This window comes from [Bacillus] caldolyticus, assembly GCF_003595605.1.
GTDB classification, from domain to species: Bacteria; Bacillota; Bacilli; order Bacillales; family Anoxybacillaceae; genus Geobacillus; species Geobacillus thermoleovorans.
On record NZ_CP025074.1, the window covers coordinates 1,975,309 to 1,987,762 of the forward strand.

Below are 12,454 nucleotides of genomic sequence, written 5' to 3' on the forward strand. Positions count from 1 at the left end.
TGATGTGGAACTTTTTTGTAAAAAAATGCGACGGACGTATAGAAAAAACCGCCCATCAACTGCGGCGGTTTTCCTCTCGATCCTCAATGAGGCGAAACGGCATCCCGGTGCGGAGCACGCCTTTCGTTTCCACCCCACCAAGCCCCTTTTCCCCGGTTAACGTGTTGCGCAACACATCCCATACGTCGACCGTTTCGGTGAACGGGGTGAAGCTGAGGCGCGAAACGATATAGACGGGGTCCAGAGCATGAATGTTCACCCGCGCTGGTGAACTGGCAAAATTCGCCCCAGCGCGGATGAGCGACTCAAAGTGCGACTGGCAGGCGCCGGCGAAAATGATCAGTTGGTCCAAATGGGGCACTTTTTTGCGCGCCTCTTTCACCGTTTGCACAAAATGGCGCGAATGGCGGTACGCTTTTAACTCATGCACCTTTCCTTTTGACTTCGAATACGAATCATGCCCGGTGATGACTAAAATATCAGGGCGAAACTGCTCGATCCAGTAGCCAACTTTTTCCGGCATTTCGCTTTCCTCGCAGTAAATGCCGTGCACCGGCACGCCGATCCGCTCATACAAATCCATACATTTGCGCAAATATAACGGGTCGCCATCCAAATGGAGGACGCGCCCCGGAATTTGAAAAAAATCTTTCTCCACCCGGTATCCGCCGGTCGCCCGATATTCGACTTTTTGCTTGATCGCCTGATAATCTTGGCGAAAAAGCCGATACGATTGTTCGATCAGCTCGATTTCCCGCTTTTTCCGTTCCTGTTGCTCCTGCTCATCGATGACGACTAAATCGCTGCACGGAGCGTCCGCGACGAGGCGCACATCTTCACCATACAAAATCGCTTCCCACTCGCCGTTTTTTTCTTTCATATCAATCACTCGGAACAATAAATCACATTGGTAAGACTTGCGGGCGACAATATCGCCGATTTTAATGACGTCCATCACCGCTCACTCCATTGCATAATCGTTGTCATCCATACGATATGCACGTGCGGACAATAGGTGATAGACGCCTGTTTGGACGGCTTTGGTTGACGAAAAGACCGCTGCCCCCCAGAGGAGCGCTTTCTTTACGACTCCTTCATTTGCCGAAAAGCGGTGCCAACGCGTTGCTTAATGAAGCAAACTCAGCGATGTCAAGCGTCTCTCCGCGTCGGCGCGGGTCAATGCCCAAAGCAACGAGCACTCGTTCAATTTGCTCTTTGTTCTCTTTTCCTCCCGGCAAATTGTTTGTTAAGTTGTTGAACAGCGTTTTGCGGCGCTGGGCGAAGCTTGCCCGCACCACTTGGAAAAACACGCCCTCATCGTCGACAACAACAGGCGGATGCTGCCGCTTTACGAGCCGGATGACAGCAGAATCAACGTTCGGCTGCGGCATAAAGACGGTGCGCGGCACCGTCATGATGACTTCCGCTTCGGTATAATACTGCACAGCGATCGTCAGCGAGCCGTAATCTTTCGTCCCTGGCTTAGCGGCAAGACGGTCGGCGACTTCTTTTTGCAGCATGACGACCATGCCGCGGATCGGCAACCGCTCGGTAAGCAGCTTCATAATGATCGGTGTCGTCACATAATAAGGTAAGTTGGCGACGACCATCCGGTCGCTTACATCAGCCAATTCCTCGGCGATGACGGCATGCAAGTCGGCCTTTAATACATCTTGGTGAAAGATGCGCACATTGTCATAAGGAGACAGCGTGTCGGCCAAAATGGGCAACAGTCGGCCGTCGATTTCGAAAGCGACGACTTTTTTCGCCCGCCGCGCCAATTGTTCCGTCAACGCTCCGATGCCTGGTCCGATTTCAATCGCTCCTGTATCAGGGGAGATGTCGGCAACATCCACGATTTTCCGCAAAATGTTCGCATCGATCAAAAAGTTTTGCCCAAGGCTCTTTTTAAACGAAAAGCCATATCGCTCCAAAATTTCTTTCGTCCGCCCCGGTGTTGCAATATCTTTATACATCGTCCGCCTCCTCCTGCATCACGTGCGCTAACGCGGCATAAAAAGCATCACGGGAAATGCGGAACACTTGCAGCCGCTTATGAAACTGCCGACCGTTCGCATAGCCGATTTTCAGCTCCTCGCCAAGACGCTGCCGCCGCCGGCGCGCCATCGCGCCGCCGATCAACCCAGCCTCGATCAGTTCAGCAAACGTAATTTCTTCCTTCCAATCCGACGCCTCTTCATACACGTTGGCGAGCGCCCGACGGATTTCGTCAGGGGACGCGTGCTCAACCCCGATGCCCTTGCCGTTTTTCGCTTTGGCCGCCTCGCGCGGCAAAAAGGCATGCTTGCACCCCGGCACCTGTTCGGCAATCGTGCGGCGAATTTTTTCGCCGGGAAAATCGGGATCGGTAAAAATGATCACGCCGCGGCGCTCTTTCGCCAGCTTGATCCGCTCAATGACATCCGCGCCCACTGCTGCTCCGTTTGTCTCGATTGTATCGGCATCGACGGCGCGCCGGATCGCCGCCGTATCATCTTTTCCTTCCACAACGATCACTTCTTTGATCTTCATCCTCCCATTGCAGAAACAACGGAATCGTCCCTTTTTCCTATTTCTGCAATGCCTCCTTTCCGGTAAAATCAAAAGTAAGGCGAATCATCGCCGAAAGCCGCTTCATTCCCTTATTATTTTTTGAATTTCGCTGAAACTTTTTTTCCGTTTGCATCGTCTAATTTAGCAGAAGCGGCGCGCATTGTCGCGGCACAATGCCATTATAGCGAAAAAAAGCAGAGGGAAAAAACCCTCCGCTTCGTTCTCCCATCGCATCTCTATGGCAATACCCGTATTTTCACGCGCTTTCTGCCCCAACGAAACGCATCCGACCGTTCCGGGAAAAACACATCAATTTTATATCCGCGGATGCCTGAGCCGGTGTCAGCGGCAATGGCATATCCGTATCCTTCCACATACACTCTCGACCCAAGGGGGATGATGGACGGGTCGACCGCAATCACTTTAGCGGAAGGATTTTTGCGCAAGTTGATGCCCGTGCTTGTTATGCCTGAACAGCCTGCACAATAGGCAGTGTAGGCGGTGGCGGTGACGTAAAATTCCTTCGCGGCATGGTCCGAGCCGCGCGAGGACGGGCGGTCGGGCGCGGCAGCTTGGCGCACCGTTTTCGTGCCGATGGCGACAATGCGCGCCTTGCTTTCTTTTAGCGTTTTCACAGCGATTAGTTTGCGCGCCGTTTCTTTGCCGTTTTCCAATGTCACCTCATACGTTTTTTGAACCATCCCTTTTTCTCCAGGCTGAATGACGCGCCGCTCTCCTTTCGGCAATGAGTCATCCCGTTTTGTCACCACGGCAAAGTCGACGGGTTCTTCCACTACATCGGTGACTTTTTTTACTCGGATCACGCGAATGGTCATCTGTTCTTTGACCGTTTCATGCAAGGAGGGCTCTATCCGATCGAGTTGACCTAGCTGAATCCCTTGCTGCTTCAAAAAGTCAGCGACCGTAGTCGAAGTTGTCCATACCTGCTGTTGTTTACCGCCGACATTGACGTGGACTGGAAACGCCTTTTCAACGCCGATGTCCATGCCTTTTTGAATTTTCGCCGAAAGCGCCGGCGCCACTTTGTCATACGCCCCGACCGCCACGTGCTGCGAACGGAGCAGCTCCGCGACCGTATCGGCTGTCGTCCATATCTTTTTCTTTTTTCCATTGACTGTCAGCGTCACTTCTTTGCTTGCTTCCCAAACAATATGGAGATCGTCGGTGATCGGCGAATGCAAGGACGGATAAACATAATCTTCTTTGCGCGGCTGAATGTTTTGCTCCGCAAGCAGCTCTTTCACCGTTTTCGCATGAGTGCGAATTTCTTGTTTGTTTCCGTTTTTGATCAGCGTCACATCGTCTTTGGCCATCTCATATCCAGCAACCCCTGTCGTCGCGGAGATGGCGAGAAACCCGCCCGCTGTGACGGTCACGTTTTTCCTCCATAAGTCCAGCCATTTCCTCCCATTCGGCAACATCAGATGAACGCCTCCTTTTTCTACGGAATTCCCCTCTCCCTTTAACATGTACGCACGAGCATACTCTATTATGCAGAAAATTCAGTGAAAAAGGAAGGAAGACTTGTCGACACGCGGTTGGCTCATATCGGCTGAATTTGTAGAATTTTATCGTCTTCGCCGCACCTTCGACAAGCTTCCCCGCTGTTCGACGCCTAATTTTAGCGGTCGATGGCGAACAATTTTTTGGCATTTTCCGCCGTTGTTTCCGCTACTTCGGCAAAAGAAATGTTTTTGATCTGTGCGATCGCTTCGGCAACGTATTTGACATAGCTCGGCTCGTTTCGTTTGCCGCGGAAAGGGTGAGGCGTTAAATATGGACAGTCGGTTTCGATCAATAAATGGCTGAGTGGAATCTCCTTCGCCACTTCCTTCGGTTTTTTCGCATTTTTAAACGTGACCGGTCCGCCAAGGGAAATGAGAAAATTCATGTCCATGCACTGTTTGGCCACCTCGACGCTGCCGCTGAAACAATGCATAATCCCGCCGATTTCGGCGGCGTTTTCCTCTTGCAAAATTTTTAAAATATCTGCCGTCGCCTCACGGTTATGAATAATGATCGGCAACTTCACCTTTTTAGCCAGCCGGATTTGCTGCCGGAACACCTCTTGTTGCACGTCTTTCGGCGATTTATCCCAATGGTAGTCAAGCCCCATCTCGCCGAGCGCCACGACTTTCGGGTGAGCGGCGAGCTGTTCAATCATCTGCAAATCATCGTCCGTCATCTCGATCGCATCAACCGGATGCCAGCCAACCGCCGCATAAATAAACGGATACCGCTCGGCCAGCTCGATCGCCCGATCGATCGTCGGACGGTCAAACCCGACGACGACAATGTGTGAAACCCCTTCATCGCGGGCGCGTTCAATGACTTGTTCCAAATCTTCTTCGTATTGGACTGCATTCAAATGTGCGTGCGTATCAAACAGCATACGAATGCCCTCTTTTCCACCTTGATGTTAAGTGTAGCATAGAAATTGGTTACATACGTCACATTTCGTTAACATTTCCATTACAAAATAGCGACAAGGAGGTGTCAAGCGCAACACCCCCCTGCCAAGCAAACCGTTATTTGATTTTCGTTCCATTCGGCACGTGTTGATCAACCGTCGCCAGCGAAAATTCCCCGCCGCTGCCTCCGGCTAGAATCATGCCTTCCGACCATTCGCCGCGAAGCTTGGCTGGTTTTAAATTGGCGACGCAAATGACTTTTTTGCCGACGAGTTCTTCTGGTTTGTAAAACTCAGCAATGCCGGAGATCACTTGCCGCTTCTCGCCGCCAAGGTCAAGCTGAAGCTTCAACAGCTTATCGGCGTTTTTCATACGTTCCGCATGGATGACTTCAGCGACGCGCAAATCGACTTTGGCGAACTCGTCAATCGAAATTTCCGCCGCCTCCGCTGCTTTTTTTTCCTCTTTTACCGGTTCGGCGGCCGGTTTGCCCCCTTGCATATGCGCCTTAATGTACTCCACTTCCGCTTCGATGTCGAGGCGCGGGAAGAGCGGTTCTCCCTTTTGCACTTTTGTCCCTTCCGGAATGAGGCCGAAATCGTACAAGCTATCCCATTCTTTTAATGAATGATCCGTGATGCCGAGCTGAGCGAACATGCGCTCCGGCGTGCGCGTCAAAAACGGCTGGAGCAGCACTGCCGTATGGCGAAGCGATTCAGCCAAGTGGGTCATGACGGCGGCAAGCTCATCCCGTTTCTGTTCGTCTTTCGCCAATACCCATGGCTGCGTTTCATCGATATATTTGTTCGTCCGGCTAATCAACTGCCAAACAGCGGCGAGCGCGACGGAAAACTCCATTCCCTCCATCGCTTCTTCATATTGACGCACCACTTCGCGCGCCGTTTGCACCAACTCTTGGTCAAACGGTGTTTTCGGCCCGCGGTATGGCGGAATAACGCCGTCGAAATATTTCTCGATCATCGCCACGGTACGGTGCAACAAGTTGCCTAAGTCGTTGGCCAAGTCATAGTTGATGCGCTCAATAAATCCTTCCGGCGTAAACACGCCATCAGCGCCGAACGGCACTTCCCGCAGCAAATAATAGCGGAGCGCATCAAGCCCATACCGGTCGATGAGCGTCACTGGGTCGACGACATTGCCTTTCGATTTGGACATTTTTCCATCCTTCATCAGCAACCAGCCATGGCCGAATACTTTTTTCGGCAACGGCAAGCCGAGCGCCATCAATATAATCGGCCAATAAATCGTATGGAAACGGACGATTTCTTTGCCGACCAAATGGACGTCCGCCGGCCAATATTTGCGGAACTTTTCATCGTTGTCCGTGCCGTAGCCGAGCGCTGTGATATAGTTGGCAAGCGCGTCGATCCAGACATAGATGACATGCTTCGGATTGCCTGGCACTTTAATGCCCCAATCGAACGTCGTCCGGGACACAGCCAAATCCTCAAGCCCCGGCTTAATGAAGTTGTTGATCATCTCATTTTTCCGCGATTCCGGTTGGATAAAATCGGGATTTTCTTCGTAATATTGCAACAAGCGGTCGACATATTTGCTCATCCGGAAGAAATAGGACTCTTCTTTCACTTTCTCAACAGGCCGGCCGCAGTCCGGACAGTTGCCGTCCACAAGCTGCCGCTCAGTGTAAAACGATTCGCACGGCGTACAATACCAGCCTTCATATTCGCCCAAATAAATATCGCCTTGTTCGACAAGACGGGTGAAAATTTGTTCGACGACTTTTTTATGCCGCTCCTGCGTTGTGCGAATAAAATCGTCGTAGGAAATGTCGAGCTTCTTCCATAGCTCCTGAATGCCAGCGACGATCTCATCGACGTATTGCTGCGGCGTTACTCCTTTTTCTTCCGCCTTGCGCTGAATTTTTTGCCCATGCTCATCGGTGCCGGTCAAATACATGACATCGTAGCCGCGCATCCGTTTATAGCGAGCCATGGCGTCCCCCGCCACCGTTGTGTAAGCATGACCGATATGCAGGCGGTCGCTCGGGTAATAAATCGGCGTCGTCAAATAAAACGTTTTTTTCTCCATCGGTTAGGCCCTCCCTCGTACTGTTGAGCACAAAAGCCCCCGTCCGGCGACGAGAGCGGCGTTACTTCTATTTTACATAATTTTTTCATTCTACAAAAACATCTATTTCTCGTGGGCTGAAAAAATATACCCAAACCGGCAAAAATACGGCCGCGTTTTCAACCATCGCTGCGAATTTGTTATACAAGGATAGAGTTTAGATGGGCAAATTCATTCGTTTTCTCCTTTCTTTCTAAACAAACTTTTTTTTGAAATAACAATATACATTTTTTTTAAATTTTACATATTAAAGGATTGACGCTTAATGGAAACACTGATATGATTAGGTTGTAGGAAATTTGTCGAATATTGACGAATAAACGACAAAAAACTTTTTTGCGGAGAGGAGAATCGACGATGAAATCGACAGGGATCGTGCGTAAAGTCGATGAGTTAGGCCGCGTCGTCATTCCAATTGAGCTGCGACGTACGTTGGATATTAACGAAAAAGATGCGTTGGAAATTTATGTTGACGATGACCGCATCATTTTGAAAAAGTATAAGCCGAACATGACGTGTGTCGTCACCGGCGAAGTGTCGGACGACAACTTCAAACTGGCCGGCGGCAAAATCATTTTAAGCCGCGAAGGCGCGGAAATTTTGCTGCAGGAGATCCAACAGCATCTAGAAGCAGCAACAGACAAAGAAAAAGAATAAAAAAGTTTCTCTGGCTTCAGAGAAACTCTTTTTTTTCTTCTTCTTGCTGTTGATGATACTGCCGATAAACGTCGCGTTTCGACATATTTCGATCACTGGCCGCCTGTTTCACCGCCTCCTTGACGGAAAGGCTGTGCTCGCGAATATAATAATCGACATGTTCGACAAGCGAAAGCGGCTGCCACCATTCCTCTCCCTCTTGCTCTTGTTTCTTCCCGTCTCGCGCCCCTTCGACAATGAGGCAAAATTCGCCCCGGATGTCATGTTCTTCCGCCCAGGCGACCGCATCGCTTAAATCGCCGCGGATGAACTCCTCAAACCGTTTCGTCAACTCGCGGCCAAGAGCGATGCGCCGATTGCCGAATATATCATACATAAGAGCGAGCGTTTCTTTCAAGCGGTGGGGCGCCTCATAAAAAATTAACGTCTCCGCCGCTGTTTTTAATGACAGCAGTTGCTCTTTTTTCTCTTTTTTCGCCCGTTTCAAAAAGCCGACAAACAAAAAGCGGTCCGTGGGCAGCCCGGAGGCGACAAGCGCTGTCAATGCCGCGTTCGCTCCAGGAAGAGGGACGACGCGGCAGCGCTCGGCAAGCGCCGCAGCAATAAGCTCATAGCCCGGATCGGAAATGCCGGGCATCCCGGCGTCGCTCACCAATGCCACCGTTTTTCCTTCCTTCAGCCATTCGACAAGCTGCCGGCCGCTCGCGTATTTATTATGCTCATGGTAGCTGACGAGCGGCGTATGAATGCCGAAATGAGCGAGCAGCTTTTTCGTCTGCCTTGTGTCCTCGGCGGCGATGACATCAGCTTCCTGAAGCGTCCTAACCGCACGAAACGTCATATCCTCCAAATTGCCGATCGGCGTCGGCACGATGTACAGCGTCCCTTGCTCCGTTTGTTCGGTAAAACTTTTTTGCTGCCAAAGCATCCTTGTTCCGCCCCTTTAAGATGAAATAATGCCATATAAGATCCGCTTCGTCTCCTCGGTATATTCGTTATTCTCATCATACACGACAAGCGGAGGCAACACTTTTAAGTCCGGGCTTGCATCTTTTGTCCCTTCAATTAAAATCATGTTCGCCTCTTTGCCCTCTTTCGGGTACACAAAGCGGAGCCGTTTCGGCTCAAGACGGTATTGGCGCATGAGCGTCACAAGATCAAGCAGCCGCCCGGGCCGGTGGACGAACGCCGCCTTCCCTCCTTGCTTCAACAGCTGGCTGCTGACTCGAATCACATCCTCTAGGGTGCAATAAATTTCATGGCGGGCGATGGCGATATGTTCATTTTTGCTCAGTTCGTCTTTGCCGACTGCCGGAAAATACGGGGGGTTGCACGTGACGACATCGTACCGGCTGTAACCGATCCGTTGCGGCGCTTCTTTAATGTCGCCGTGTATGATCTCGATTTGTCCTTCAAGCCCGTTGTATTGCACGCTTCGCCTCGCCATGTCGCAAAGCCGTTCTTGAATTTCGATGCCGATGATCGTCCCTTTTGTTCGCCGGCTCAACAAGAGGGGAATCACCCCGTTGCCCGTGCACAAATCAACAATCTGCCCCTTTTGAATCGGCATATAGGCAAAATGAGCAAGGAGCACGGCATCAAGGGAAAACGAAAATACAGATGGACTTTGAATGATGCGGAGCTCTTCGTTAAACAAATAATCGAGCCGTTCATCCTCGTACAATTCCACCATGACGCACGATCCTCCATTGAAAAAAATAACCTTTCCGAAACGGAAAGGGTGGCGCTGCCTTTAGTTTTTGTTCAAAAACGACAAGCAAAACAAACAATCGCCCTCGGTGCGAATGCTTCCGTAATGGATGTGACAAATATGAAACCCTTCTTGGTAAAGGCGGGCTAAATTGTCATACCCTTCGCCAATGTCGATGAGTTTTTTGCCATGTTTGTCCCCTTTTCGTTTGCCTTCTTCCCATGCTTCTGACAATTGTTCAAGCCGACGGCGCAAATGAGCATTTTCGATTTGCAGCTGGTGATTCTCTTCTAACAGCTCCGTTACGCGCTGTTTCAGCTGTACCAGCTCGCGGTAAAAATAACTAAGTTGCTCTTCCATATTGGCCACTGATCGAAACACTTCTTTTTTATCTACTTTTTCCACTGGCCCCACCCCAAATTAATCTGCGACGCGAATGGACAACGTCCCGTTTTTCATCAGCTCATCGAGTGTATATTCGACGACCCGTCCGAATTCTGGAAGCTCGATTTGCAGCACCCGCTCTAAAATGTTCAAGCCGACGACTTTGCCGAAGCCGTGCGGTGTTTCGACATATTCCCCTAAATCCGGGAGTTGTTCTTTCGCCGTCTCATACTCTTCGTTTTCATATTTCAGGCAACACATCAGCCGGCCGCACAACCCGGAAATTTTCGTTGGATTGAGCGACAAGTTTTGATCTTTCGCCATTTTGATCGACACCGGTTCAAAATCGCCTAAAAACGTCGAACAACAAAGCATGCGGCCGCACGGCCCGATGCCACCAAGCATTTTCGCCTCGTCGCGCACCCCGATTTGCCGCAGCTCAATGCGCGTGCGGAAAATCGACGCTAAGTCCTTCACAAGTTCGCGGAAATCGACGCGCCCATCGGCAGTGAAATAAAAGATCACTTTATTGCGGTCAAACGTATATTCCACATCGACGAGCTTCATTTCCAGCCCGTGCTCCTCCACTTTGCGCAAGCAAATGTCATACGCCTCGCGCGCCGCCTTTTTGTTTTCTTCCACAACCCATTTATCTTTCTCATTCGCCACGCGGATCACTTTTTTGAGCGGCAACACGATGTCGTTTTCGTCGACTTGTTTATTGGCGATGACGACTTTTCCGTACTCAATGCCTCGGACCGTCTCGACAATGACGAATTCGCCGACGGGAATAACGGCATCGCCAGGGTCAAAATAATAAATTTTCCCTGCTTTTTTAAAACGGACGCCGACTACCGTATACAACGGCTCTCCCTCCTTTACCGCTTTAATTGAAGAACGAGCTGCTCAACAAGCAACGCTGTGCTCATATTTGTTGTATTTAAACGCGTTTTCGCTTGTAAAATCGCTTCCATGCCAGCCAAAATCCGCCGCTGCGGGCAAGCAAGCGCCCATCGTTGCAGGCGGCCCAGCTGATCGCGGTATAACACGCCGTCCATCTGCCCGGCTTGAATATGCAATAAATCGCGGTATAAATATAAAAGCAAATCAAGTCCAAGGTCAAGCTGATGGTTTTCCAAAAAATGCGGAAACAAGCGGTCGTGGATGAAAAACAAAAGCTGCAGCTCCGGCTTGCCCAGCATCTCATACCATTGTAGCACTAATGTTCGCGCCTCGGCAAACCAACTATCTTGGGCAAGCGCCAGTGCTTCCTCGAAGCTGTTTGTCAAATGGGCAGCCAACAGCGCCAACGGCAACGGCACGTGCTCCTCGACAAGTCCCTGAGCGAGCTCTGCCGGCGGCAACGGCCGGAACGAAAGCACTTGACAGCGGGAAACGATCGTCCCTAGCAGGCGGTGGTATTGCTCAGTCAGCAATACCGCCACCGTCCCCGGATGCGGCTCTTCCAAAAATTTCAGAAGGCTGTTGGCAGCGCTTGTCGTCATTTGATCGGCGTGCTCAACGATGTACATTTTTTTATCCGACTCGACCGCTGTTTTCGAGAACTCTTGCTGCAGCCATTCGATTTGTTCCTTTTTGATTGATCCTCCGTCTGGGCTGATCACCCGGACGTCAGGGTGGTTGCCGGAGTCGATGCGCCGGCAGTTGCGGCACTCCAGACACGGGGAAACTCCGATTGGGGACAGACAAAACAAACGTTTCGCCAACAACAAACTGGCCGCTTTTTTGCCCGTCCCCCGCTGCCCCTCAAACAAGTACGCATGAGAAATCCGCCCTTTTTCCAAGCCGCTTTGCAGCATTTTCGCCACCACCGGCTGGCGTTTCGCTAGCTGTTCCCATCGCATCGCCATCACTCTTCCTTGATTTCTTATTTCTATTCTATCATGTCCACTAGGAATCATCACGGTCGGATTCATGGAAATGGCGCTGTCATCTTCCTTTCAAACGGGAAAGCACCGCGGCCGTTGTTTCAGCGAATACATCATCAAGCGGGCGGTTCGCGTCGATGACGACAATGCGGTCGGCAAACCGTCTGGCGAGTTCCCGATACCCTTCTCGCACCTTCTCATGAAAAGACAACGTTTCAAGGTCAAGCCGATTCACTTCCCGGCTGCGGTTTCGTCGGATTCGTTCAAGCCCAATTTGCGGATCGATATCAAAATAAATCGTCAGCGACGGCATATACCCATCAATAGCGAACTCATTAATTTTCCATACTTCCTCAATGCCAAGCCCGCGGGCAAATCCCTGGTAGGCGAGGGAACTGTCAACAAACCGGTCGCAAAGGACGACGCACCCAGCCTCAAGCGCCGGCACGATTTTCTCAAGCAAATGCTGCCGGCGCGCCGCCGCATACAAAAGCGCCTCCGTCCGCCCGTCCATTTCCGTATAATCACGGTTTAAAATGATTGAGCGAATCGCCTCGGCAATGCGCACCCCGCCCGGTTCCCTCGTCGCCACGACGTCAATCCCCCGCTCACGCAACAACGACTCCAATTTGCTGATCATCGTCGTTTTGCCGGCTCCTTCCGGTCCTTCAAACGAAAAAAAGCATCCGTTCATCACTCGCGGCATCCTTTCCATCCTT

Annotated in this window: 13 protein-coding genes; 1 reads left to right on the forward strand and 12 read right to left on the reverse strand. The window is 51.0% G+C overall.

Annotation, left to right across the window (positions count from 1 at the left end; genetic code table 11):
* Positions 1-55 precede the first annotated feature (55 nt).
* From yabG to metG, 6 genes are all read right to left on the reverse strand, one after another.
* The gene (gene yabG / locus CWI35_RS10335) at positions 56-955 is read right to left on the reverse strand and encodes a sporulation peptidase YabG (RefSeq protein WP_011229552.1); all 900 of its coding nucleotides are present in this window, start codon (positions 953-955) and stop codon (positions 56-58) included.
* Between the two features lie 139 nt (positions 956-1,094).
* On the reverse strand, positions 1,095-1,976 hold the full coding sequence (gene rsmA / locus CWI35_RS10340; protein WP_011229551.1) for a 16S rRNA (adenine(1518)-N(6)/adenine(1519)-N(6))-dimethyltransferase RsmA: 882 nt from the start codon (positions 1,974-1,976) through the stop codon (positions 1,095-1,097).
* Positions 1,969-2,532 (reverse strand): ribonuclease M5, encoded by a 564-nt coding sequence (gene rnmV / locus CWI35_RS10345; RefSeq protein ID WP_014194568.1) that lies wholly within the window; start codon positions 2,530-2,532, stop codon positions 1,969-1,971. Before rnmV ends, rsmA begins: the two co-directional genes overlap by 8 nt.
* Positions 2,533-2,789: 257 nt before the next feature.
* On the reverse strand, positions 2,790-3,995 hold the full coding sequence (locus CWI35_RS10350) for a G5 and 3D domain-containing protein (RefSeq protein WP_015373700.1): 1,206 nt from the start codon (positions 3,993-3,995) through the stop codon (positions 2,790-2,792).
* Between the two features lie 200 nt (positions 3,996-4,195).
* Positions 4,196-4,966: a TatD family hydrolase gene (locus tag CWI35_RS10355; RefSeq protein WP_011229548.1), complete on the reverse strand. Its 771-nt coding sequence runs from the start codon at positions 4,964-4,966 to the stop codon at positions 4,196-4,198.
* A 136-nt stretch (positions 4,967-5,102) separates the two neighbouring features.
* On the reverse strand, positions 5,103-7,055 hold the full coding sequence (gene metG / locus CWI35_RS10360; protein WP_015373699.1) for a methionine--tRNA ligase: 1,953 nt from the start codon (positions 7,053-7,055) through the stop codon (positions 5,103-5,105).
* Between the two features lie 396 nt (positions 7,056-7,451).
* On the opposite strand from metG, the gene CWI35_RS10365 reads away from it, so the two are divergent.
* On the forward strand, positions 7,452-7,751 hold the full coding sequence (locus CWI35_RS10365; protein WP_011229546.1) for a transition state genes transcriptional regulator AbrB: 300 nt from the start codon (positions 7,452-7,454) through the stop codon (positions 7,749-7,751).
* Between the two features lie 16 nt (positions 7,752-7,767).
* Here the strand turns inward: CWI35_RS10365 and rsmI are convergent, their stop codons facing one another.
* The 6 genes from rsmI to tmk all read right to left on the reverse strand — a co-directional run bounded on the left by rsmI (position 7,768) and on the right by tmk (position 12,429).
* A complete protein-coding gene (gene rsmI, locus CWI35_RS10370; RefSeq protein ID WP_011229545.1) occupies positions 7,768-8,679 on the reverse strand; it encodes a 16S rRNA (cytidine(1402)-2'-O)-methyltransferase in 912 nt (303 codons plus the stop codon).
* Between the two features lie 15 nt (positions 8,680-8,694).
* Entirely contained in the window at positions 8,695-9,444 is a 750-nt protein-coding gene (locus CWI35_RS10375) for a tRNA1(Val) (adenine(37)-N6)-methyltransferase (RefSeq protein WP_012820433.1), read from the reverse strand.
* A 60-nt stretch (positions 9,445-9,504) separates the two neighbouring features.
* A complete protein-coding gene (yabA, locus tag CWI35_RS10380) occupies positions 9,505-9,822 on the reverse strand; it encodes a DNA replication initiation control protein YabA (RefSeq protein WP_042381767.1) in 318 nt (105 codons plus the stop codon).
* Positions 9,823-9,882: 60 nt separating this feature from the next.
* Positions 9,883-10,710, reverse strand: coding sequence for a PSP1 domain-containing protein (locus CWI35_RS10385; protein WP_011229542.1), 828 nt, complete (start codon positions 10,708-10,710; stop codon positions 9,883-9,885).
* 14 nt (positions 10,711-10,724) lie between these two features.
* Positions 10,725-11,717: a DNA polymerase III subunit delta' gene (gene holB, locus CWI35_RS10390; protein ID WP_014194561.1), complete on the reverse strand. Its 993-nt coding sequence runs from the start codon at positions 11,715-11,717 to the stop codon at positions 10,725-10,727.
* Positions 11,718-11,796: 79 nt separating this feature from the next.
* Positions 11,797-12,429: a dTMP kinase gene (tmk, locus tag CWI35_RS10395; RefSeq protein WP_014194560.1), complete on the reverse strand. Its 633-nt coding sequence runs from the start codon at positions 12,427-12,429 to the stop codon at positions 11,797-11,799.
* Positions 12,430-12,454: the final 25 nt, after the last annotated feature.

What these genes read in the sequence shown, in the direction of transcription:
- yabG (WP_011229552.1), bottom strand. Translation starts at nt 955, where the DNA reads ATGGACGTCATTAAAATCGGCGATATTGTCGCCCGCAAGTCTTACCAA.
- rsmA (WP_011229551.1), bottom strand. Translation starts at nt 1,976, where the DNA reads ATGTATAAAGATATTGCAACACCGGGGCGGACGAAAGAAATTTTGGAG.
- rnmV (WP_014194568.1), bottom strand. Translation starts at nt 2,532, where the DNA reads ATGAAGATCAAAGAAGTGATCGTTGTGGAAGGAAAAGATGATACGGCG.
- CWI35_RS10350 (WP_015373700.1), bottom strand. Translation starts at nt 3,995, where the DNA reads ATGTTGCCGAATGGGAGGAAATGGCTGGACTTATGGAGGAAAAACGTG.
- CWI35_RS10355 (WP_011229548.1), bottom strand. Translation starts at nt 4,966, where the DNA reads ATGCTGTTTGATACGCACGCACATTTGAATGCAGTCCAATACGAAGAA.
- metG (WP_015373699.1), bottom strand. Translation starts at nt 7,055, where the DNA reads ATGGAGAAAAAAACGTTTTATTTGACGACGCCGATTTATTACCCGAGC.
- CWI35_RS10365 (WP_011229546.1), top strand. Translation starts at nt 7,452, where the DNA reads ATGAAATCGACAGGGATCGTGCGTAAAGTCGATGAGTTAGGCCGCGTC.
- rsmI (WP_011229545.1), bottom strand. Translation starts at nt 8,679, where the DNA reads ATGCTTTGGCAGCAAAAAAGTTTTACCGAACAAACGGAGCAAGGGACG.
- CWI35_RS10375 (WP_012820433.1), bottom strand. Translation starts at nt 9,444, where the DNA reads ATGGTGGAATTGTACGAGGATGAACGGCTCGATTATTTGTTTAACGAA.
- yabA (WP_042381767.1), bottom strand. Translation starts at nt 9,822, where the DNA reads ATGGAAGAGCAACTTAGTTATTTTTACCGCGAGCTGGTACAGCTGAAA.
- holB (WP_014194561.1), bottom strand. Translation starts at nt 11,717, where the DNA reads ATGGCGATGCGATGGGAACAGCTAGCGAAACGCCAGCCGGTGGTGGCG.
- tmk (WP_014194560.1), bottom strand. Translation starts at nt 12,429, where the DNA reads ATGAACGGATGCTTTTTTTCGTTTGAAGGACCGGAAGGAGCCGGCAAA.